The 21526-nt window shown below is 40.0% G+C and carries 17 protein-coding genes and 1 pseudogene; 6 read left to right on the plus strand and 12 right to left on the minus strand.

The annotated features are described in order from the left end of the window. Nucleotides 1–143: 143 nt before the first annotated feature. From galU to BKL51_RS10305, 8 genes are all read right to left on the minus strand, one after another. Nucleotides 144–1031 carry a UTP--glucose-1-phosphate uridylyltransferase GalU gene (galU, locus tag BKL51_RS10270; RefSeq protein WP_077466588.1) on the minus strand — a complete coding sequence of 296 codons (888 nt, stop codon included), beginning with the start codon at nucleotides 1029–1031 and terminating at the stop codon, nucleotides 144–146. Nucleotides 1032–1050: 19 nt separating this feature from the next. Beyond that, entirely contained in the window at nucleotides 1051–1245 is a 195-nt protein-coding gene (gene csrA / locus BKL51_RS10275) for a carbon storage regulator CsrA (protein ID WP_077466589.1), read from the minus strand. Nucleotides 1246–1325: 80 nt separating this feature from the next. Continuing rightward, nucleotides 1326–3950 carry an alanine--tRNA ligase gene (alaS, locus tag BKL51_RS10280; RefSeq protein ID WP_077466590.1) on the minus strand — a complete coding sequence of 875 codons (2625 nt, stop codon included), beginning with the start codon at nucleotides 3948–3950 and terminating at the stop codon, nucleotides 1326–1328. 258 nt (nucleotides 3951–4208) lie between these two features. Next, nucleotides 4209–4634, minus strand: coding sequence for a universal stress protein UspA (gene uspA, locus BKL51_RS10285; RefSeq protein ID WP_077466591.1), 426 nt, complete (start codon nucleotides 4632–4634; stop codon nucleotides 4209–4211). Between the two features lie 93 nt (nucleotides 4635–4727). Further along, nucleotides 4728–6026 carry a Xaa-Pro aminopeptidase gene (gene pepP / locus BKL51_RS10290; protein WP_077466592.1) on the minus strand — a complete coding sequence of 433 codons (1299 nt, stop codon included), beginning with the start codon at nucleotides 6024–6026 and terminating at the stop codon, nucleotides 4728–4730. Between the two features lie 29 nt (nucleotides 6027–6055). Continuing rightward, nucleotides 6056–6604 (minus strand): YecA family protein, encoded by a 549-nt coding sequence (locus BKL51_RS10295; protein WP_077466593.1) that lies wholly within the window; start codon nucleotides 6602–6604, stop codon nucleotides 6056–6058. A gap of 110 nt (nucleotides 6605–6714) precedes the next feature. Further along, nucleotides 6715–8358, minus strand: a complete 1644-nt coding sequence (gene groL / locus BKL51_RS10300) for a chaperonin GroEL (RefSeq protein ID WP_077466594.1) — start codon at nucleotides 8356–8358, stop codon at nucleotides 6715–6717. Nucleotides 8359–8414: 56 nt separating this feature from the next. Further along, complete coding sequence (locus BKL51_RS10305) at nucleotides 8415–8705, minus strand: co-chaperone GroES (RefSeq protein ID WP_077466595.1); 291 nt, start codon at nucleotides 8703–8705, stop codon at nucleotides 8415–8417. A 224-nt stretch (nucleotides 8706–8929) separates the two neighbouring features. Here BKL51_RS10305 and aspA point away from each other — a divergent pair, with 224 nt between their 5' ends. Next, nucleotides 8930–10348: an aspartate ammonia-lyase gene (aspA, locus tag BKL51_RS10310; protein ID WP_077466596.1), complete on the plus strand. Its 1419-nt coding sequence runs from the start codon at nucleotides 8930–8932 to the stop codon at nucleotides 10346–10348. A 192-nt stretch (nucleotides 10349–10540) separates the two neighbouring features. Here aspA and pckA read toward each other — a convergent pair whose 3' ends face one another. Further along, nucleotides 10541–12157, minus strand: coding sequence for a phosphoenolpyruvate carboxykinase (ATP) (gene pckA, locus BKL51_RS10315; RefSeq protein WP_077466597.1), 1617 nt, complete (start codon nucleotides 12155–12157; stop codon nucleotides 10541–10543). 184 nt (nucleotides 12158–12341) lie between these two features. Next, entirely contained in the window at nucleotides 12342–14657 is a 2316-nt protein-coding gene (locus BKL51_RS10320; protein ID WP_077466598.1) for a Tex family protein, read from the minus strand. A gap of 112 nt (nucleotides 14658–14769) precedes the next feature. Here BKL51_RS10320 and greB point away from each other — a divergent pair, with 112 nt between their 5' ends. Further along, the gene (gene greB, locus BKL51_RS10325; RefSeq protein ID WP_077466599.1) at nucleotides 14770–15249 is read left to right on the plus strand and encodes a transcription elongation factor GreB; all 480 of its coding nucleotides are present in this window, start codon (nucleotides 14770–14772) and stop codon (nucleotides 15247–15249) included. 51 nt (nucleotides 15250–15300) lie between these two features. Here greB and BKL51_RS10330 read toward each other — a convergent pair whose 3' ends face one another. Then, nucleotides 15301–16203, minus strand: coding sequence for an AraC family transcriptional regulator N-terminal domain-containing protein (locus tag BKL51_RS10330; protein WP_077466600.1), 903 nt, complete (start codon nucleotides 16201–16203; stop codon nucleotides 15301–15303). A 195-nt stretch (nucleotides 16204–16398) separates the two neighbouring features. Between BKL51_RS10330 and hchA the strand changes: the two genes are divergently transcribed. Next, the gene (gene hchA / locus BKL51_RS10335; protein ID WP_077466601.1) at nucleotides 16399–17268 is read left to right on the plus strand and encodes a glyoxalase III HchA; all 870 of its coding nucleotides are present in this window, start codon (nucleotides 16399–16401) and stop codon (nucleotides 17266–17268) included. 77 nt (nucleotides 17269–17345) lie between these two features. Then, entirely contained in the window at nucleotides 17346–18320 is a 975-nt protein-coding gene (locus BKL51_RS10340) for an NAD(P)H-quinone oxidoreductase (protein WP_077466602.1), read from the plus strand. A gap of 43 nt (nucleotides 18321–18363) precedes the next feature. On the opposite strand, the gene BKL51_RS10345 is transcribed toward BKL51_RS10340, so the two are convergent. Continuing rightward, nucleotides 18364–18675, minus strand: a complete 312-nt coding sequence (locus tag BKL51_RS10345) for a DUF5389 family protein (RefSeq protein ID WP_077466603.1) — start codon at nucleotides 18673–18675, stop codon at nucleotides 18364–18366. Between the two features lie 132 nt (nucleotides 18676–18807). Here BKL51_RS10345 and BKL51_RS10350 point away from each other — a divergent pair, with 132 nt between their 5' ends. Further along, nucleotides 18808–21321, plus strand: a complete 2514-nt coding sequence (locus tag BKL51_RS10350; protein ID WP_077466604.1) for a class I adenylate cyclase — start codon at nucleotides 18808–18810, stop codon at nucleotides 21319–21321. Between the two features lie 132 nt (nucleotides 21322–21453). After that, a pseudogene (locus BKL51_RS11790) lies at nucleotides 21454–21526 on the plus strand (IS1595 family transposase); the annotation flags it as partial.

A 21526-nucleotide genomic window follows, 5' to 3' on the forward strand; every position in this document is an offset into this window, starting at 1 on the left:
GTCTTAGTTTTAATGTTATTTAGTCCAATTAGGTCTTTAGAGAAACAGGTTTTTTAATTTATCGGGAATATATTTATCTTATAGCACCTTACGGGATTAGGATAATAAAAAAGCGGTAAAAATAACCGCTCCTTTTATAACTTTTATAAGCTTTTCGCAAGGTTTTTAATAAATGTTTTAAAATCTTTACCTAATTTTTCATGTCGAATACCATATTCAACAAAGGCTTCCATGTAACCGATTTTATCACCGCAATCAAAATAGCTACCTGTCATATGGAATGCTTCAACATTTTCTTTTTCGATAAGCATATCAATTGCATCGGTTAATTGAATTTCATCGCCTACACCAATAGGGGTTTTTTCTAATAAATCCCAAATTGCGGAAGAAAATATGTAGCGACCGACTACTGCAAGGTTAGACGGTGCATCTTCAATTGAAGGTTTTTCAACAATGTTTTCAATTTTAGCACTTTCCCCATCTTTTAGTTCCACATTGCCACAATCAACAATACCATAACTACTCACCTCTTTCTGAGTAACGGGAGCCACCATGATTTGACTGGATCGAGTATTATTAAATCGTTTAATCATAGCAGACAAATTTTCTTTTTTCTGATTTGCACTAAAATCGGCAAGTAGCACATCCGGTAGAACAACAGCAAAAGGTTCATTACCTACTACTGGACGGCCACATAATACAGCATGCCCTAAACCTTTTGCATTACCCTGGCGGACATGTATAAGAGTTACATCTTTAGGGCAGATAGAGCGTACTTCCTCTAAAAGTTGGCGCTTTACGCGCTTTTCCAACATTGTTTCAAGCTCAAAAGATGTATCGAAGTGGTTCTCTATCGCATTTTTTGATGAATGGGTTACGAGTACAATTTCTTTAATACCAGCAGAAACACACTCATTTACCACATATTGGATTAGTGGTTTGTCTACCAATGTAAGCATTTCTTTTGGAATTGCTTTCGTGGCAGGTAGCATACGAGTGCCTAAACCGGCAACAGGAATGATCACTTTCATATATTAGAGTCCATAATAATTAAGATAAATCATCAGAAGAAGACTCATCTTGTTTCTTTTTTATTTGTTGGTAAATCTCTTCTCGGTGAACAGATACTTCTTTAGGTGCTTGTAGGCCGAGCTTTACTTGGTTTCCACGCACATTTAAAACTGTGATAGAAATATCATCTCCAATAAGTACGCTTTCGCCAACTTTACGAGTTAAAATTAACATCTTTTATCTCCTTAGGTCGCATTTATTAGATATCCCTATCAATCAAAGAATGGTCGGCATCCGGCCAACCAAGAATTGTACTACAGATTTTCGTTTAGCCAGTTTTGGGCAACAATTAAGGCTTCCGTCACATTTTCCGGTTGGGAGCCTCCTGCCATTGCCATATCCGGGCGACCGCCACCTTTACCTCCAACCTGCTGAGCCATTAAATTCACAAGCTCACCGGCTTTTATTTTAGTGGTTAAATCCTTTGTTACACCAACAATAAGATTAATTTTTTCATCTAAAATGGAGGCAAACACTATCACACCGGAACCAAGCTGATTTTTTAAATCATCAACTAGCACCCGTAGCGATTTTGTTTCAATACCATCTAGTTGACGAAGGATAACTGAAACATTGTTAATTTTGACCGCACTTTGGGCTAAATCAGAACTGGTCTGCATTGCTGCTTTTTCTTTTAGACTTTGAAGCTCTTTTTCGAGTTTCTTTGTTTTATCTTGAAGTTGCTGGATTTTATCTACAAGAGTATTTGTATCTGATTTTAGCAATTCTGTACTTTGGTTCAAAATACTCTGCTGTCTTAATATCCAATTGATCGCATTTTCTGCTGTTACCGCTTCGATCCGGCGAATTCCCGCCGCAACAGCCGTTTCTGTAGTAATTTTAAATAAACCTATATCACCGGTTCGTTTTGCGTGAATCCCCCCACATAGTTCAATAGAGAAATCTCCCATTGTTAATACTCGAACCTGATCGCTATATTTTTCACCAAACAGTGCCATAGCCCCTTTTTCTTTTGCGACTTCAATTTCCATAATCTCTGTTTGAATTGGGAAATTTGCACGTATTTTTTGGTTTACAAGGCGTTCTATTTCTGCAATCTGTTCTCCATTCAACGCTTCCGGGTGTGAAAAGTCAAAACGTAGGGCGGTTTCTGAAACAAGAGAACCTTTTTGTGTCACATGTGTTCCTAATAATTGACGTAACGCTGCATGTAGCAAGTGGGTTGCAGAGTGGTTAAGTGCGGTTTGGTTGCGACGCTCGATATCTACTACGGCTTTCACTGTTTGTCCAACAGATAACGAGCCTTGCTCTAACTCACCAATATGTCCAAATATTTGACCGTATTTCTGAGTGTCTTTAACATTAAAAGTAACACCTTCTATGGTTAGGTAGCCACTGTCGCCAATTTGACCGCCTGATTCTGCATAAAATGGCGTATTTTCTAATACAACCACAGCACTTTGACCGGCTGAAATTTGCTCTACTGATTTGCCGTCATAGAAAAGTGCGGTGATTTTTGCTAAAGATTTCGATTTTGTATAGCCTTCAAATTGTGTTTCGCCCTCAACACGAATGACATTATTGTAATCTATACCGAACTGACTTGCCGCTTGGGCGCGAGCGCGCTGTTCTGTCATTTCACGTTCAAATCCGGTCTCATCAATAGTAATATTACGCTCACGACATACATCTGCGGTTAAATCCAATGGGAAACCATAGGTATCATAAAGTTTGAAGGCGACTTCACCGGAAAGCACATCATTTTTCACTTCAGAAAGTGCTTCATCCAAAAGGGTCAAACCGCGCTCCAATGTGCGAGCAAACTGCTCTTCTTCCAAACGCAGTAATTTTTCAATATTTGTCTGCTTTTCTTTGATATCTTGACCGGCTTCAGCCATCACTTCGATCAATGTTGGCACCAATTTGTAGAAAAATGCTTCTTTTGCACCAAGTAAATGCCCATGACGCACCGCCCGGCGAATAATGCGACGTAATACATAACCGCGCCCTTCATTTGATGGAATTACACCATCTGCAATTAAGTAGGCACAAGAACGAATATGGTCGGCAATTACACGAAGTGATTTATTGGTTAGATCGGCTGTTCCAACAATTTCTGCAGTTTTTGCGATTAATGTTTTAAAAATATCAATATCGTAGTTTGAATTTACATGTTGCAGTACTGCGGCAATACGCTCTAAGCCCATACCGGTATCCACCGATGGACGTGGTAATTTTTCCATTGTTCCATCGGTCAAACGATTGTATTGCATGAATACAACATTCCAAATTTCGATATAACGATCACCGTCTTCTTCTGGTGAACCCGGAGGACCGCCCCAAATATGCTCGCCATGATCATAGAAAATTTCAGTACAAGGACCGCAGGGACCCGTATCTCCCATTGCCCAGAAATTATCCGAGGCATAAGGCGCACCTTTGTTATCACCGATTCTGATAATGTGTTCTGTTGGTACGCCAACTTCTTTATTCCAAATATCGTAGGCTTCACTATCCGTTTCATAAACGGTTACCCACAATTTTTCTTTAGGTAAGCCAAGCCACTGTGGTGAAGTTAAAAACTCCCAGGCAAAATTAATTGCATCATGTTTAAAGTAATCACCAAAGCTAAAATTACCTAACATTTCGAAAAAAGTATGGTGGCGAGCGGTATAACCTACGTTTTCTAAATCATTATGTTTACCACCGGCACGCACGCAACGTTGAGCTGTTGTCGCACGAGAATAAGGGCGTTTGTCCAAACCTAAGAATACATCTTTAAATTGGTTCATTCCCGCATTGGTAAAAAGTAGCGTTGGATCATTTTCAGGTACAAGCGAACTACTTGCGACCACTTGGTGTTCTTTACTACGAAAGAAATTAAGGAATGATTGTCTAATTTCCGCTGTCGTTTTCATCATAAACCCGTTGTGAAAATAATTTAAAGTTAAAAAATAAAACGCTCCATTGTTGCATATTTTTTTAAGTTTATAAAAACTTTTTATATGTGATTATCTAATGTTGTTTGTTATTTGAGCGATTTATTATTTTCCTTGTAGAAAATGTCATTAAATAAAATCTCCATCAAAATCTAAAAACAAAAACCACACTTCACTACATAGTGTAAGAAGTGCGGTTGAAATTTATTTTTTAGTTTAAAAATGGACAATTGTCATTTAATCGTCAAGAAGTGGAACAACCAGCATATCAATTTTAATCGTATTCATTACTTGACGCGTTGAGGACATTAACTTACTCCAAAAATCTTGGTGATGGCCTGTAACCAATAAATCAACATCATACTGTTCTATTGCATCGGTGAGTACTTGCCCGAGATCGCCGCTACCGCTCAATTTTTCCAAAATAGGGTAATCGGCTTCCTCTGCGAGTTCCAACAACGCTTTTTGAGTTTCACTTGAAATTCGATCTTGCATAGAGTGCATATTGACATCAATCAACCCGGTATAAAGATCTGAAAAGTTTACATCTACGTGGATGATTGAAAGTTTTGCATCATGACGCTTTGCAATACCTACCGCTTTTTTTACTAAGAATTCACTTTCATCTGAAAGATCCACAGCGACTAAAACATGTTTATACATAATCGACTCCTTACCTGTTGGATTTATTTACTCTGTTAGGATAGTAGCATTTCACTATTTAAAAAAACTTGCTCTAGATCACATTTTGAGAAATTATCGGTTTTTTTCCATTAGATTTTCAATCTCTTCGATCTCTTTTGGCGCCGCTGCTGTCAAGATTTTATTGCCGTATTCCGTCATTAATAAATTATCTTCGATACGTACACCTATTCCTTTATATTGTTCCGGCACATCGGCATCCTCGGAAATATACAAACCGGGTTCCACCGTAATCACCATACCCACTTCTAAAGTACGGCTACGTTCTTCACCATACTCACCTACATCGTGTACATCCAAGCCGAGCCAATGACCTAATCCGTGCATATAAAATTGATGGTGGGCTTTCTGCTCAATGAGTTCCTCGACATTTCCATGTAAAATGCCTAAATCAACTAACCCCTGTACTTTTATCCGGATCACTTCATCATTCGCTTCCTTTATCGAATTACCCGGTACTAATAATTCAATGGCTCGTTTTTGTGCTTTTAGTACAAGCTCGTAAATCTCACGTTGAGCCTGGGTAAATTTGCCGTTGACAGGAAATGTGCGTGTAATATCTCCTGCATACATTGCAAATTCACAACCGGCATCAATTAAAACTAAATCACCTTCTTTCAAGGGTTGATCGTTTTCTGTGTAATGCAAAATACAGGCATTATTTCCACTGGCGATAATCGAATTGTAAGAGGCAAAACGTGCGCCATGACAGTTAAATTCGTGCAAAATTTCACTTTCAATTTCGTATTCAAAACGATTCGGGCGGGTTTCTTGCATTGCTTTGATATGTGCCAATGCGCTAATTTGCCCGGCTTGTTGCATTAAGCGGATTTCATTGGGAGATTTAATTAGGCGCATTTCGCTAATCATAGGGTGCCAATCTAAAATTTCAGTAAAATTGACCGCACTTTCTGAAAGCAGCTTATCTCCCCATAAATGAAATTCAGGCATATAATAAAGTGCGGTCAGATTTTCGGTAATTTTGGGAAAAATGACACTAAAATCATCAATAGAGTAGGCCTCGTCTATACTGAGTTTTTGTGGTGCACGTTCTACGCCTAAACGATGCCCATTCCAAGTTTCAAGTAAAGGATTTCGCGCTCGAAGAAAGATGATCGCTTTTTCAGATTGTGGGGTTTTCACTAATAGCAAGGCGGCATTCGGCTCATTAAAACCGGTTAAATACCAAAAATAGCTATCTTGGCGAAAAGGAAAAGTACAATCATTGTTACGACGTTTTTCAATTTCAGAAAACAGTAACAAGGCAGAATGAGGTTGCATGTTTGCCAAAACCCGTTTCCGACGTTCAATAAATTCTTCTTGAGGCAATTCAGCCATATACGCAAGATCCATTTTTTTCTCCTTTTATGTGTGTTTTTTCATTAGTGTAATATTGGTTTTTCCGTATTTGGAGCTTGATTAAATTGAGTGTAAAACAATGTTGCGATAGTTCTCACATATTCAATGATTTCTTCAAGCGCTTCGTTCATTTCTTCTTCATCATCGTTTTCATCATAGCCTAATTGGCAAATATCATGTAAATCTGCCACAGCCTCAGCGATTTCACCTTTTTCTTTGTCTAAGTGAGGTTGGGCTAATCCTAAGCCCAGTAAAAAATGATTTGACCATTCGGACAGACTATCTGCACGTGTGAATACATTTTCGCTCTCAATTAATCCCAATTCAAAAGAAAAACTTTCGACATTTTCCAATGTCTCGGAAATTGTTTGATAAAGTTCACTTACTTGTTCTAAAAGTGCGGTCGGATAAGCGTGGTTATCGTGAGTAAATTGATAGAGCAGTGGTTGCCAACTTTGATCTTTGATACCGCCACAAATTAATCCGCTTAGAAAACCGTGAAGTTCTGTTGTGTTAATACCGATGCCGGCAGATTTGAGTTGTTGGTTAAGTTCGCTTTGAGAAATTGTCATTGTTTATTTCCGTGATAAAAATTCTTTTCAGTGTAAACCTTTATAAATAAAAAAGCGATCGCTTTCCATTGGAAAACGACCGCACTTTTTATTTGATGATAGAGTGGCTATTACATCATTCCTCCCATACCACCCATGCCGCCCATACCGGCACCTAAGTCTGCTTTTTCATCTTTTGGTAGTTCGGTTACCATACACTCCGTGGTAATCATCAAACCAGCTATAGATGCGGCAAACTGTAATGCGGAACGGGTTACTTTTGTTGGATCTAAGATACCCATTTCCAACATATCGCCATATTGTTCGGTGCTGGCGTTGTAACCAAAGTTGCCTTCACCGGCTTTTACTGCACTTGCAACCACTGAGGCTTCTTCGCCTGCGTTAGTAACGATTTGACGTAAAGGCGCTTCCATTGCACGTAATGCAAGTTTGATCCCCACGTTTTGTTCTTCGTTATCACCTTTTAATGTTGTTGCAACTTTAGACGCAGCTCGAACTAGCGCAACGCCGCCACCGGCAACAATACCTTCTTCTACTGCCGCACGAGTAGCGTGTAATGCATCGTCAACACGGTCTTTTTTCTCTTTCATTTCTACTTCGGTCGCCGCACCAACTTTGATAACGGCAACACCGCCGGCTAATTTAGCCACTCGTTCTTGCAGTTTTTCTTTATCATAATCGGAAGTGGATTCTTCGATTTGCTGACGAATTTGCGCCACACGACCATTGATTTGCGCTTGGTCGCCGATACCGTCAATAATGGTCGTATTATCTTTATTGATCACAACACGTTTTGCTTGACCAAGATCTTCTAATGTTGCTTTTTCAAGCTCCATACCGATTTCTTCGGAAATCACGGTACCTGCAGTTAAGATAGCAATATCTTGTAGCATTGCTTTACGACGATCACCAAAGCCCGGTGCTTTTACTGCCGCCACTTTTACAATACCGCGCATTGTATTCACGACTAAAGTTGCAAGTGCTTCACCTTCCACGTCTTCAGCAATGATAAGTAATGGTTTACCTGCTTTCGCTACGGCTTCCAACACCGGTAGTAATTCACGGATATTAGAGATTTTTTTATCTACCAATAAAATGTATGGGTTGTCTAATTCAACAATTGCGGCTTCCGGTTTATTAATAAAGTACGGAGAGAGATAACCGCGATCGAATTGCATCCCTTCCACTACGGCAAGTTCATCTTCTAAGCCGGTACCGTCTTCCACGGTAATTACACCTTCTTTACCTACTTTTTCCATCGCTTGAGCGATCAATTGGCCTACAACACTGTCTGAATTTGCCGAAATTGTCCCTACTTGTTCAATTTCTTTTGAAGTTTCGCAAGGTTTAGAAAGATTTTTAAGCTCAGAAACAACCGCACTTACTGCTTTATCAATACCGCGTTTTAAATCCATTGGGTTCATACCGGCAGCTACGGCTTTTAAGCCTTCGCTGACAATTGCCTGTGCAAGAACCGTTGCAGTAGTTGTACCGTCACCGGCCGCATCATTGGCTTTAGAGGCAACCTCTTTCACCATTTGTGCGCCCATGTTTTCAAATTTATCTTCCAATTCAATTTCACGCGCAACAGAAACACCATCTTTAGTGATAGTTGGCGCTCCGAATGATTTATCTAAAATAACATTACGACCTTTCGGACCAAGAGTTACTTTCACTGCATCTGCTAATACGTTCACGCCGTTTAACATTTTTACGCGTGCATCATTACCAAATTTTACGTCTTTTGCTGCCATTTTATGTTTCCTTTAATTTAAGTTTATTTCAAAGTGAGGTTATTTTTTGTGAAGTTTTATTCAACAATAGCCAAAACATCGCTTTCAGAGATGATTAATACCTCTTCACCATCGATTTTTTCGCTTTTCACACCATAGCCCTCATTGAAAATCACTGTATCACCTACTTTGACATCTAAAGGCTGAACTGTACCGTTTTCCAAAATACGGCCTTTTCCCACCGCCAATACTTTTGCACGGGTTGATTTTGTCGCCGCAGAACCGGTTAATACGATACCGCCTGCCGATAAGGTTTCAACTTCTTCACGTTTGATAATCAAACGATCGTGTAATGGACGAATATTCATAATTAATTTCCTTCTTTAAAAAAATGTGAAATTCCCAGCATATATGGGAATGAAAATTTTACTTTCAAGAGAAAAATTAAAAAAATTTTAGCCCTAAAAAAACTAATTTGAATGATGAAAATATGTCTTGAAGTCTCATTCAAAAATGTGATCTCAATCAATTTTTTTCTTGTGAAAATTTCTATAATGTTGCCAGGTTAATTAACTCAATATAGGTGAGAAAAATGACACAATTTAGAAAAGAAGTGGATTTATTAGGTGAACGTGAAGTACCGGCGGACGCTTACTGGGGGATCCATACACTAAGAGCGGTTGAAAATTTCAATATTTCTAATGTGACCATTTCTGACGTACCGGAATTTGTGCGTGGTATGGTGATGGTAAAAAAAGCTACCGCTTTAGCGAATGGCGAATTAGGGGCTATTCCTGCGGACATCGCAAAAGCGATTGTCTCAGCCTGTGATGAAATTTTAACGACAGGTAAATGTCTCGATCAATTTCCGTCCGATGTGTATCAGGGCGGTGCGGGCACTTCGGTAAATATGAATACTAATGAGGTGGTTGCGAATCTTGCGTTGGAAAAACTGGGACATCAAAAAGGGGAATATCAATTTTTAGATCCAATGGATCATGTGAACGCCAGCCAATCGACTAACGATGCTTATCCTACCGGTTTCCGTATTGCGGTATATAACAGTATTTTAAAACTGGTTGATAAAATTCAATACCTACAAGAAGGCTTTGAAAACAAGGCAAAAGAATTCAATAACATACTAAAAATGGGGCGTACCCAGCTACAAGATGCGGTGCCAATGACCGTAGGGCAAGAATTTAAAGCCTTCGCTATATTGCTTGAAGAAGAAGTACGTAACTTAAAGCGTACCGCCGAATTATTGCTTGAAGTAAACCTTGGTGCGACAGCAATCGGTACGGGTTTAAACACACCGCAAGGATATGCTCAACTTGCTGTGAAACACCTTGCGGAAGTAACCGGTTTACCGTGCGTGTTGGCTGAAAACTTAATTGAAGCAACCTCTGACTGCGGAGCTTACGTTATGGTACACGGTGCATTAAAACGTACTGCGGTAAAACTTTCTAAAGTATGTAATGACTTACGTTTACTTTCTTCCGGTCCGCGTGCAGGCTTAAAAGAAATCAATCTTCCTGAGTTGCAAGCCGGTTCTTCCATTATGCCGGCAAAAGTCAATCCGGTTGTGCCTGAAGTGGTAAATCAAGTTTGCTTTAAAGTGATTGGTAACGATACTACCGTGACTTTTGCATCTGAGGCGGGTCAATTACAATTAAACGTGATGGAACCGGTAATCGGTCAGGCTATGTTTGAATCTATCGACATTCTAGCTAACGCTTGTGTAAATTTACGTGATAAATGTGTTGACGGCATCACAGTAAACAAAGAGATTTGCGAAAACTATGTCTTTAACTCAATCGGTATTGTGACTTACTTAAACCCATTTATTGGTCACCATAATGGTGATTTAGTCGGTAAAATTTGTGCCGAAACCGGTAAAGGCGTACGCGAAGTCGTGTTAGAAAAAGGATTGCTCACCGCAGAGCAATTAGACGATATTCTCTCTGTCGAGAACTTAATGAATCCGACTTATAAGGCTAAATTAAATAAATAGTTTTATAAGTTAAGAGAATCAAGTGTGGTCAAGCTGACCACACTTTTTTTATTGTTAAAAAATACTCAAACTTGCCTAAGTTTTTGTAGTGAGGATTAAAATTAGGTGAGTCTGGTTTGTCGGATTAGCCGGTATTCTAACGAAAAAAACCGCACTGAAAAGTGCGGTTGAATTATTTAAGATATTTTCCGATTATGCTTCAGGACCTGCTGAGATTAACGCTTTACCTTCAGCATTAGTCGCATATTTTTCAAAGTTTTTCACAAAACGACCGGCCAAGTCTTTCGCTTTTGCTTGCCATTGTGCTTTATCGGTATAGGTATCGCGCGGATCTAAAATCGCAGAATCGACACCAGGTAATGCTTTTGGAATCGTTAGGTTAAAGATTGGTAATGTACCCATTTCCGCTTTTTCGATTGAACCGTCTAAGATGGCGTCAATGATACCCCGGGTATCTTTAATAGAGATACGTTTGCCCGTACCGTTCCAACCAGTATTGACTAAATAGGCTTCTGCACCGGCCGCTTTCATTCGTTTTACCAAAACTTCAGCATACTGTGTCGGGTGCAGAGTTAGGAAAGCCGCACCGAAACAGGCGGAGAAAGTTGGCGTCGGCTCGGTAATGCCTCGCTCCGTACCTGCCAATTTTGCCGTGAAACCTGATAAGAAATAATATTTGGTTTGTTCCGGTGTTAATTTAGAAACCGGCGGTAAAACACCAAAAGCATCAGCCGTTAAGAAAATTACTTTGGTTGCATGACCCGCACGGGAAATCGGTTTAACGATGTTATCAATATGGTAAATCGGGTAAGATACACGTGTGTTTTCGGTTTTTGACACGTCATCGAAATCAATAGAACCATCAGCACGTACAACAACATTTTCTAACAACGCATCACGACGGATTGCACGGTAAATATCCGGTTCGTTTTCTTCAGAAAGATGAATGGTTTTGGCATAACAGCCTCCTTCAAAGTTGAAGACACCTACATCATCCCAGCCGTGTTCATCATCACCGATTAATTCACGTTTCGGATCGGTTGAAAGAGTCGTTTTACCTGTACCGGATAACCCGAAGAAAATAGCAACATCACCATCTTTACCAACGTTTGCGGAGCAGTGCATTGCACCTACGCCTTTTAACGGTAGGAAGTAGTTCATCATGGAGAACATACCTTTTTTCATTTCACCGCCGTACCAAGTACCGCCGATTAATTGAATTCTCTCAGTTAAATTGAACGCAACAAAATTTTCAGAGTTTAAACCTTGTTCTTTCCAGTTTGGATTTGTTACTTTTGAGCCATTCATCACGACAAAATCAGGTTCAAAGTTTTTCAGTTGTTCCTCGGTTGGACGGATGAACATATTTTTCACAAAATGCGCTTGCCATGCCACTTCGGTGACAATACGAACGGCAATGCGATCTTTTTCGCTCGCTCCGCAGAAACCGTCAACGACAAATAAACGCTTGCGGGATAGTTGTTTAGTAACCAAGTCTTTTAAGCTTTGCCAAGTAGCTTGATTCATTGGTTTATTATCGTTTTTTGCAGCTTCGGATGTCCACCAAACGGTATCTTTGGTTTTTTCATCCAAAACAATATATTTATCTTTCGGTGAACGACCGGTAAAGATACCTGTATCTACGGCTACTGCGCCGGTATTGGTTAATGTACCTTTTTCAAAACCCTCCAATCCGGGTTTGGTTTCCTCCTCAAATAATTGCTCGTAGCTTGGGTTATAGACAACCTCTTTTACGTCATAAATACCAAGGGTTTCAAGCTCTTTAATTACTTTGTTTAAGTCTGTCATAAGTCACCTCTGTATAAAAGATTAAAATTTAGCTGCGCTCTATTTTAAAGAAAGTAAATAATAAAAAATGTTAACTTGATCTCATTTTTGGAAATTCACATTAATTTTCTACCTATTTATAGTTGGTTTGACAGCTAAAATTAAAAAAATAAGGGGAATATGTACATTCCCCTATAAATATCGATTATTTTTTCCAATTTTTTAGTGCATCTGCGAAGGCATTCCCCATCACGCTGTTATTTTGGCTGCGTGAATGGCGCTCTTGACGTGCCGTATTAGCTTTCGACCCGGTCGATAAAGTGCGGTCGGATTTATCGGTATTTTTCACCGCACTTTCATCCAATCGCATTGTCAGTGCAATGCGTTTACGCGGTATATCCACATCTAATACTTTGACTTTCACAATATCGCCGGTTTTCACTACTTGGTGTGGATCTTCTACAAATTTATCGCTGAGTGATGAAATATGTACCAGCCCGTCTTGATGTACGCCAATATCGACGAATGCGCCAAAATTGGTGACATTCGTAATTGTACCTTCTAAAATCATGCCGGCTTTTAAATCTGAAATATCTTCCACCCCTTCGATAAAAGTAGCCGTTTTAAATTCGCCACGAGGGTCACGCCCCGGTTTTTCCAATTCTTTGAAAATATCCTGTACCGTCGGTAAACCAAAACGCTCATCGGTAAACTGGGCAGCGTTAAGTTGACGCACTGTATGGCTTCCCATTAATTCCTGAATAGATTGTTGAGTGGTCTGTAAAATTTTTTCCACCAGCGTGTAAGCCTCCGGATGAACACCCGAAGCGTCCAGCGGATTTTTCCCGTCTGCAATGCGCATAAAACCGGCACATTGTTCAAAGGCTTTTGGCCCGAGACGAGGTACTTTTTTTAATTGCTCACGGCTGTCAAAACGACCGTTTTCATCACGATAAGCTACGATATTTTGCGCTAAGGTTTTTGTCATTCCCGCTACACGGGCGAGTAGTGGGGCGGAAGCCGTATTTAAATCAACGCCTACCGCATTCACACAATCCTCAACTACCGCGTCCAATTTACGTGCTAATTGAGATTGATTGACATCATGTTGATATTGTCCCACACCAATTGCCTTGGGTTCGATTTTCACCAGTTCTGCCAAAGGATCTTGTAATCGGCGTGCAATGGATACCGCGCCACGCAAAGAAACATCTAAATGCGGGAATTCATTCGCCGCAAATTCTGAGGCGGAATAAACCGAGGCGCCCGCCTCACTCACTACTACGGTTTGCGGTTTATTGTCTTTGATTTCTTTAATCACTTCTTTCGCAAAACGTTCCGTTTCACGGGAGGCCGTACCGTTACCAATCGCAATAAGTTCAACATTATGCTTGTGAATGAGGCCAAATAAGGTCATTTGTGCTTCGCTCTCACGACCGGTGTGAGGGTAAATGGTGGCGGTATCTAATAATTTCCCTGTGTTATCCACAACGGCAACTTTCACCCCGGTACGTAATCCCGGATCAAGCCCCATTGTATTTTTTGAGCCGGCAGGCGCCGCCATTAAAAGTGCGGTCAGATTTCGGGCGAAAACATCAATGGCTTCTTCTTCCGCTTTTTCACGCAATGCCCCCATCAATTCTGTTTCTAAATGCAAGGAGACTTTGATTTTCCACGTCCAAGCAATCACTTGCTCACGCCATTTATCCGCCGGCTGACCGTTGAAACGTGCGCCTAAATGTTCTCGAATAATTTCTTCACAATAACTGTGGCGCATTCCTTCGTCTGCCTCAGGATCTGCGTTTAAAGTCAGTTGTAAAATGCCTTCGTTACGACCTCTGAACATCGCCAAGGCACGGTGAGAAGGTACATTTTTCAGCAATTCTTGATGGTCAAAATAATCTTGGAATTTCGTGCCTTCCTGTTCTTTTCCTTCAACCACTTTCGCTTCAATTTGGGCATTTTGCTGCAAATATTGCCGCACTTTTGCCAATAATTGCGCATCTTCGGCAAAACGCTCCATTAAAATATAGCGTGCACCGTCCAAGGCGGCTTTGGCATCTGCCACGCCGTTTTCGGCGTTCACAAAAGAAAGTGCGGTCGTTTCCGGATCATTTTGGGGTTCGTTCCAAAGCAGCTCTGCGAGGGGTTCAAGCCCCGCTTCAATGGCGATTTGCCCCTTTGTACGGCGTTTAGGCTTATAGGGCAAATACAAATCCTCAAGCTCGGTTTTACTTTGGGTCGCTTCAATTTGTGCACGTAATTCATCGCTGAGTTTGCCTTGTTCCTCAATGGATTTCAAAATACTTTGACGGCGTTCTTCAAGCTCACGTAAATAGCCTAAGCGGGTTTCAAAATGGCGTAGTTGAGTATCATCTAAACCACCGGTAGCCTCTTTACGATAACGTGCAATAAATGGAATGGTGTTGCCGTCATCGACAAGTTGAATGGCTGCAAGAATTTGATTGGGAGCAACGTTAAGTTCAGTTGCGATAATTTGACTGATTTGTTGATTTAACATTGGAATACGTCTTTGTTGAAAATTAAAGTTAATGAAAATCGAGAATAGAATACTGGTTTTGATAACTTGGCTCAAATATAATTCAATAAATTTTCCGACCTTTATAAAATAAATGGCAAAATCGAACTACATCACACGTCAAGGCTGGAACAGCTTAGATAAAGAACTCAAATTTTTGTGGAAAGAAGAACGCCCAAAAGTCACCCAAGCGGTATCTGATGCGGCAGCGTTAGGCGATCGCAGTGAAAATGCCGAGTATATTTACGGCAAGCGTCGATTACGGGAAATTGATCGCCGCGTGCGTTTTCTCACTAAACGTTTAGAGGTTTTACAAATTGTGGATTACAACCCTAAACAAGAAGGTAAAGTCTTTTTTGGGGCGTGGGTGGAATTAGAAGATGATAATGGGGAGATAAAACAATATCGTTTGGTCGGTTGCGATGAGTTTGAACCGGCGAAAAACTGGATCTCCATTGATTCGCCTGTGGCTAGAGCCTTGATTGGTAAAACCATTGATGATGAAGTGAGTGTGGAAACGCCTTCCGGACGCATAACCCTTTATGTAAATCGTATTTGGTATGAGGAAAGTTAGGCACGGAGCTAAAGTGCGGTTGAAATTTAAGGCAAATTTTAACCGCACTTTTTATTCGAGCCGATCTTCTTTTGCCGTCACCCCAAAAAATCGTTTATATTCACGCGAAAATTGTGAAGGACTTTCGTAGCCGACTAAGCTTGCTGCTTCAGCAATCGGGCGTTTTTCTTGCAAAATTAACATGCGGGCTTGTTGTAGGCGTAACTGTTTTTGGAATTTCATCGGGCTAATGCCGACAATAGCGCGGAAACGCTGGCGGAATGCCGACTCACTCATCAATGCCCGTTCGGCAAGGCTTGAAAGGGTATTTTTTGATTGCGGGTGCTGTTTCATCCATACCATTGTTTCAATAATTTTATGCGTTGCAGTGCCGTCTTTAAGTAATGTCACCAATTCCGGATGAGCATGAAAAATCCGTAAAGCAATTTCTTGCTTAATCAGTTCTGCGAGAGGCCGGATAAGGGCTTCTTCTTGTAGTGTATCCACCAGTCGGGAAAGGCTTTCAAGCAGTTTTTCATTGGCATCAAACAGGTTGAAAATACGATTGGGCGTATTTTGTTGCTGCGTATTCTTATTGCTCAATGCCAATGTACACGCCAAGTGAGAAAGTTGGTTAAAATCAAATTCTAATGCTAAACCTAAAAAAGGTTTGTTGATCGAGCATTCCGGCATATAAGCAAAGCCTGAAAGATTCGCACCAATAAACAAAATCTGCCCCACTTCATAACAAATATGCTCGTTTCCCAGCGAAATTTCCTTCCGCCCTTGAAGCGCAACGACAACGCCAAGCGGTTGCACGCAAGGTAATGAATAGTTCGGATTGTCGTGGCGATAAAAACTCAATCCCTCTATTTTAGTATGAATGCGTCCTTCTTTCGGCATGTAAGGCAACACTTTTGTAACCAGTTGCTTGTAAAGTGCGGTCAATTTCTCAGGTTTTTTTGAAATTGTCATTTTCTACAATAAATTATGAACTAAATTTTCTGACAATTTTAATTGAAATCAGTGTAAGAGTAGAGTTTTAAATTTAAAATTTATCAGAAAAGGCAATAAAAATATCATTTTAGGCAAGTGTTTTGTATTTAGGTTTCGTTATAATACGCGGCGATTCTATACAACCGTATAAACAATAGCAAAATAGGAGCTTTCATGACTGAATTAAGCAAACAACCTGTACGTGATTTTGCAGAACACAATGCTTATTTCCCATCAGAATATTCATTATCGCAATACACCAGCCCGAAAACTGATTTTGACGGTGTGAAGTTCGAAACAAGTTACCAAGGCGATAAAAAAGTACTGATGATTGCAACCGATGAACGCTATTTACAAATGCAAAACGGTGAATGGTTTTCAACGGGCAATCATCCGGTAGAAACATTATTACCGATGCTTCATATTCATAAAGCCGGTTTTGAAATTGACGTGGCGACCCTATCGGGCAATCATGTAAAATTTGAAATGTGGGCAATGCCGACAGAAGATCAGGCCGTCGCTGAAATCTACAATGAGTACTTGCCGAAATTAGATAAACCGGCAAAATTAGCGGATATTATTGATGAAGTTATCGCTGAAAATTCACCCTATGTGGCGGTATTAATCCCCGGTGGTCACGGCGCATTTAATAAAATTCCGGAAAGCCGTGAAGTAAAACGGATATTGGATTGGGCGATGACTAATAATAAATTTATCATCACCCTTTGTCACGGCCCTGCGGCATTAGCGGCGGCTGTAATTGATAACAACGATGAAGATTTTCCATTCAAAGGCTATGAGCTATGTGTCTTCCCAGATGCGTTGGATGAAGGCGCAAATATTGATATTGGTTACATGCCCGGTAAATTACCTTGGTTGTTAGCTGCTCGCTTGGAACAATTAGGTATGAAAGTGATGAACCAAGGCATTAGCGGTCAGGTTCACAAAGACCGTAATTTATTAACAGGCGATAGCCCGTTAGCAGGCAATAAACTCGGTATTTTAGCCGCCGAAGAATTATTAAAATCTGTGGGTTTGAAATAATTTAATCCTTTTCCAATGCCGTTGATTTCAACGGCATTTTTTGTTTTAGATAATAGAATTAGTTAAATGTGATGAATATGCAACAAATCAATATGCGTGAAGCGGGCGATCCTAGCGTACTCTTTATTGAAACAGCGGTTATTCCAACACCGAAACCCAACGAATTACTCATTAAGGTTGCTTTCGCCGGAGTAAATCGTCCGGATATTATGCAACGTCAAGGTTTATACCCAATGCCAAAAGATGTTACACCTATCATGGGATTAGAACTTTCAGGCGAGGTTGCAGCATTAGGGAAGGATGTAAAAAATTTCAATATCGGTGATTTTGTTTGTGCTTTAACTGATGGTGGCGCATATGCGGAATATTGTGTGGTTAAAGCAGGGCAAGCCTTGCCTATTCCGAAAGGCTATACATTGCAAGAGGCTGCAATGTTACCGGAAACGTTTTTCACCGTATGGGCGAATCTTTTTATGCAACAACAAATGAAACCGGGTGAAAGCTTACTTGTGCATGGCGGAACCAGCGGTATTGGGATCACTGCATTGGCAATAGCAAAAAGTCTTGGGATAAAAACTTTTGCAACGGTGGGAAATGCAGAAAAATGTAAGGCGGCGGCACAACTTGGGGCAATTGCAATCAATTATAAAACCGAAAATTTTGTGGAAAGGATTCGTCAATATCAAACGGGGGTTGACGGTATATTGGATTTAGTGGGAGCAAGCTATTTTGCGCAAAACCTTGACATTCTCAATAAAGACGGGCGGATTTTCCTGATCGGGTTTATGGGGGGACATATTGCAGAACAGGTTGATTTGCTCAACATTGCAGTAAAACGAGCGACCCTCACCGGTTCAACTATGCGTGGTAGAACAACGGAAGAAAAAGCGGCAATTGCTCAATCTTTATTGAATAACGTATGGGAGAAGCTTGCTAAAGGGGAAATTGCTAAACCTATTTTACACAAGTGTTACGACTTCAGAGAAGTAACACAGGCACATAGAGAAATTGACAAAGGCACGCATATTGGGAAGATTTTATTGGCGTTTTAGTAAGCCAACGATTGCTAAAGTGCGGTTAGTTTTGGCGGATTTTTTAGCGACTCGCCAAACAAATATAAATTAAAATGCCATAGAAACCGACCGCACTTATACCGAGTAATCGTTCGGCAAGTTTAGGGCGTTTAGTATGTAATTTATACAGTAAACGGGCAATAATAGCGAGAATGAAAGGGTAGCTCCAAAATAGGGTGGAGAACAAACTACTTTGCCCTTCCGTTAAGGCGTGATTTTGAGAGAAATAGGGTGAAATGATCAAAGCTAGCGGCCAAAGTAAAACCGGCATGCAAAAAGTCGCAAGCCCCCAAGCGAACCCACTAAATTTTGTTGGCATAGACGGTCGTTCCATAAGCTCAATCCTACAATAAAATACCAAGTGGGAAATATAACAAATACGGTTGGAATTGGGTAGTAATTCTTTGCTTTAACCTCCTTAAAGTGGTAGAGTACTGTCAACTTTTTCCATTCGGTAGGATGCAGCTTGAAGTACGATCTCAATCGAGCAAAAAAATGTGTGGAAATTCTTGATAAACGCCGTCTGGAACGGGCATTATCGGGAGCCGGTGATGGGTTTCAACATGTTTTGTCTCTGTTTCCTTTACTGTTTCAATTGAACCATCCGAGTTTATCCGGTTATATGGCGCAATCCCTTTGTGGTGTGGCAAATTTTAAGTTGTCGGATTATCAGCAAAAATTCCTTTCTTCCGAATATCCTGAACTTTACCAGCAAATACAAGATCAGCCCTGTGGCGATAATCCTCCGATTTTAGGTATTTATGTGATGGGCAGTTTTGGCTCTATCAGTCAAAGTCGTAGTTCTGATATGGATACATGGATCTGCTGTCGTGAAGATTTAACGGAAAATGAACGGAATTTATTAGAACAAAAAGCCCAAAAAATCAAAGAATGGGCGATGGGGTTTGAGGTCGAAATTAATTTTTATCTGGTTGATCAACAGCGTTTCCGCCACGGATACTACGCCGAGCCTTTGACGAGCGAAAACAGTGGTTCTGCACAATATATGTTATTGCTTGACGAATTTTATCGCTCTGCCGTTCGCTTGGTCGGGAAACCGTTATTGTGGCTACATTTATGGGTAGAAAATGAAGCGGACTATGAAAACGAAGTAAAAACACGCATTCGGAACGGTTCGCTTGAACCACTGGATTGGGTTGATTTTGGCGGATTAGCGCAGTTTTCGGCTAAGGAATACTTTGGTGCGGGATTGTGGCAACTTTACAAAGGAATTGATTCGCCGTATAAATCCGTACTAAAAATTTTGTTGTTGGAAGTTTATTCTAAAGAATATCCGAATCCTCATCTTATCGCTCGTCAGTTCAAAGAAGATCTCTTTTCCGGCAATACTACGCCAGCCCATCATTTTGATCCTTACATTGCAATTCTTTCTAAAGTGACGGATTATTTGACCGCACTTTCCGAGTTTAAGCGTCTTGATTTTGTACGTCGCTGTTTTTATATCAAAGTGACAGAAGATTTAGCGTTATATAAAAACCATAATTGGCGCACTGATTATATACAAATTTTGGCTCAGGAATGGGGCTGGAGTGCCGAACAAATTCACGAGTTGAATTCTCGCCCGTTTTGGAAAATTAAGCGAGCTAAAGAAAACCATGATAACTTAGTGAAGTTTTTGATGATGAGCTATCATAATTTGGTGACTTTTGCCCGTAAATATAAAATTAACTCAAGCGTTATACCACAAGATATTAATGTTCTTACACGTAAACTTTATACTATATTTGAGGAACTACCGGGCAAAGTGATTTTACTTAATTCGCAGATTTCCCGTAATTTGTCCGAGCCGCATATTTCATTTTTAGAAGTGAAGGGTAATAAGCATTTCCAAGACGGTTGGTATCTTATTAATCGACCGCCAAATATGATGATGTTTTCTCAAAATCGTATTATTGAGTATAACAAAAGCCTTAATAAGTTGGTTGCGTGGGCGTATTTTAATCGCTTGCTTACTGCTGAAACGCAACTTCACTTATTTAGTCGCTCTATTGAGATTGAAACTTTGCGTAATTTTGTAGCGGATCTTCGTTTGTCTTTTTCACGAGAAAATCCGGCGGCAGGTAGTGATATTTTGGCAACCGCTTGTGAAATTCGTAATATTGTTATTGCCGTGAATTTAACTTCTGATCCTACGGCAAGGATTACGGAATTTAAAGATAGTCTTTCAGCCTGTGATTTATTTAGTTTCGGTTCGCTAGAACAAAATCTTGTGGGGAGCATTGATTTTACTTATCGCAATGTATGGAATGAAATTCGTACGCTGCACTTTGAAGGTCCGAATGCTATTTTGATTGCTTTAAAAGTGCTATCAAATAAAATTTATCGGGATGCGAATAATCCTCCTTGCGTACAGGTTTTTTGTTACAGTCGATATTATCGCCGAACATTACGTAATCTTGTCAGTACCTTAGTAAATCGTTGCATAAGTATTCAGCTTGGTAACCAAACGCTCAATATTCCACGCTTACGCATAGCTGGAAAAAATTGGCAATTTTTCTTTGAAGAAAACGGACTTAGCTTGCAAGAAGTTGAGAATAGCGGTCAAAGTGCGGTAGATTTTGATGATGTTTTACAAAGTCCGATAGATGAAAAAAATGATATTTATAGTAAACATCGCAAATATCCGATTGAAATCGATCTTTTGGTGAGAGAAGGTTTCCTACAATTTTTCTTTGAAGACAATAAAGATAATACCTTCAATGTATATTTACTGAATGAAACCAACCAGTTAGAGATTTATCGCCATTGTGAAGGTTCAAAAGATGAAAAAGTGCAGCAGATTAATCAACTTTATCAAGCTTTAGAATCGGGTGATGAAAATCCATATCATATTGAGTCTCGTAATTTTAATTATCCACAGTTTTATCAAATCCAATATAGTGAGCAAGGGCATGTGCAAATTCAATCTTTTAAATATCAACAAAATGTTACTGGCAACACATTAGAAGCCGTAAAATGATGAAATAGATCAAATTTCATGGGGTTCTTGATTGGAAGATAGGAAAAATCCCGATAGAATGGCTCGATTTTTGGTGAATGCTTAATAATTTTAGGGGCTGACGTAGATTAGCTGGTATGCTAATCTACAAAAATGAAGATAACTCATTGTAAATTAAAGAAATCTATACAGAAAAAGCTCCTTGAGTTTTTTGTATTAGAAGTGA

The sequence above is a fragment of the Rodentibacter sp. Ppn85 genome (genome assembly GCF_001999335.1).
Taxonomy (GTDB): Bacteria; Pseudomonadota; Gammaproteobacteria; order Enterobacterales; family Pasteurellaceae; genus Rodentibacter.

Coding starts and splice junctions, on each gene's coding strand:
- aspA (WP_077466596.1), top strand. CDS start 8,930: ATGACACAATTTAGAAAAGAAGTGGATTTATTAGGTGAACGTGAAGTA.
- BKL51_RS10330 (WP_077466600.1), bottom strand. CDS start 16,203: ATGACAATTTCAAAAAAACCTGAGAAATTGACCGCACTTTACAAGCAA.
- uspA (WP_077466591.1), bottom strand. CDS start 4,634: ATGTATAAACATGTTTTAGTCGCTGTGGATCTTTCAGATGAAAGTGAA.
- BKL51_RS10345 (WP_077466603.1), bottom strand. CDS start 18,675: ATGGAACGACCGTCTATGCCAACAAAATTTAGTGGGTTCGCTTGGGGG.
- pepP (WP_077466592.1), bottom strand. CDS start 6,026: ATGGATCTTGCGTATATGGCTGAATTGCCTCAAGAAGAATTTATTGAA.
- alaS (WP_077466590.1), bottom strand. CDS start 3,950: ATGAAAACGACAGCGGAAATTAGACAATCATTCCTTAATTTCTTTCGT.
- BKL51_RS10305 (WP_077466595.1), bottom strand. CDS start 8,705: ATGAATATTCGTCCATTACACGATCGTTTGATTATCAAACGTGAAGAA.
- csrA (WP_077466589.1), bottom strand. CDS start 1,245: ATGTTAATTTTAACTCGTAAAGTTGGCGAAAGCGTACTTATTGGAGAT.
- pckA (WP_077466597.1), bottom strand. CDS start 12,157: ATGACAGACTTAAACAAAGTAATTAAAGAGCTTGAAACCCTTGGTATT.
- BKL51_RS10295 (WP_077466593.1), bottom strand. CDS start 6,604: ATGACAATTTCTCAAAGCGAACTTAACCAACAACTCAAATCTGCCGGC.
- greB (WP_077466599.1), top strand. CDS start 14,770: ATGGCAAAATCGAACTACATCACACGTCAAGGCTGGAACAGCTTAGAT.
- BKL51_RS10320 (WP_077466598.1), bottom strand. CDS start 14,657: ATGTTAAATCAACAAATCAGTCAAATTATCGCAACTGAACTTAACGTT.
- BKL51_RS10340 (WP_077466602.1), top strand. CDS start 17,346: ATGCAACAAATCAATATGCGTGAAGCGGGCGATCCTAGCGTACTCTTT.
- hchA (WP_077466601.1), top strand. CDS start 16,399: ATGACTGAATTAAGCAAACAACCTGTACGTGATTTTGCAGAACACAAT.
- groL (WP_077466594.1), bottom strand. CDS start 8,358: ATGGCAGCAAAAGACGTAAAATTTGGTAATGATGCACGCGTAAAAATG.
- galU (WP_077466588.1), bottom strand. CDS start 1,031: ATGAAAGTGATCATTCCTGTTGCCGGTTTAGGCACTCGTATGCTACCT.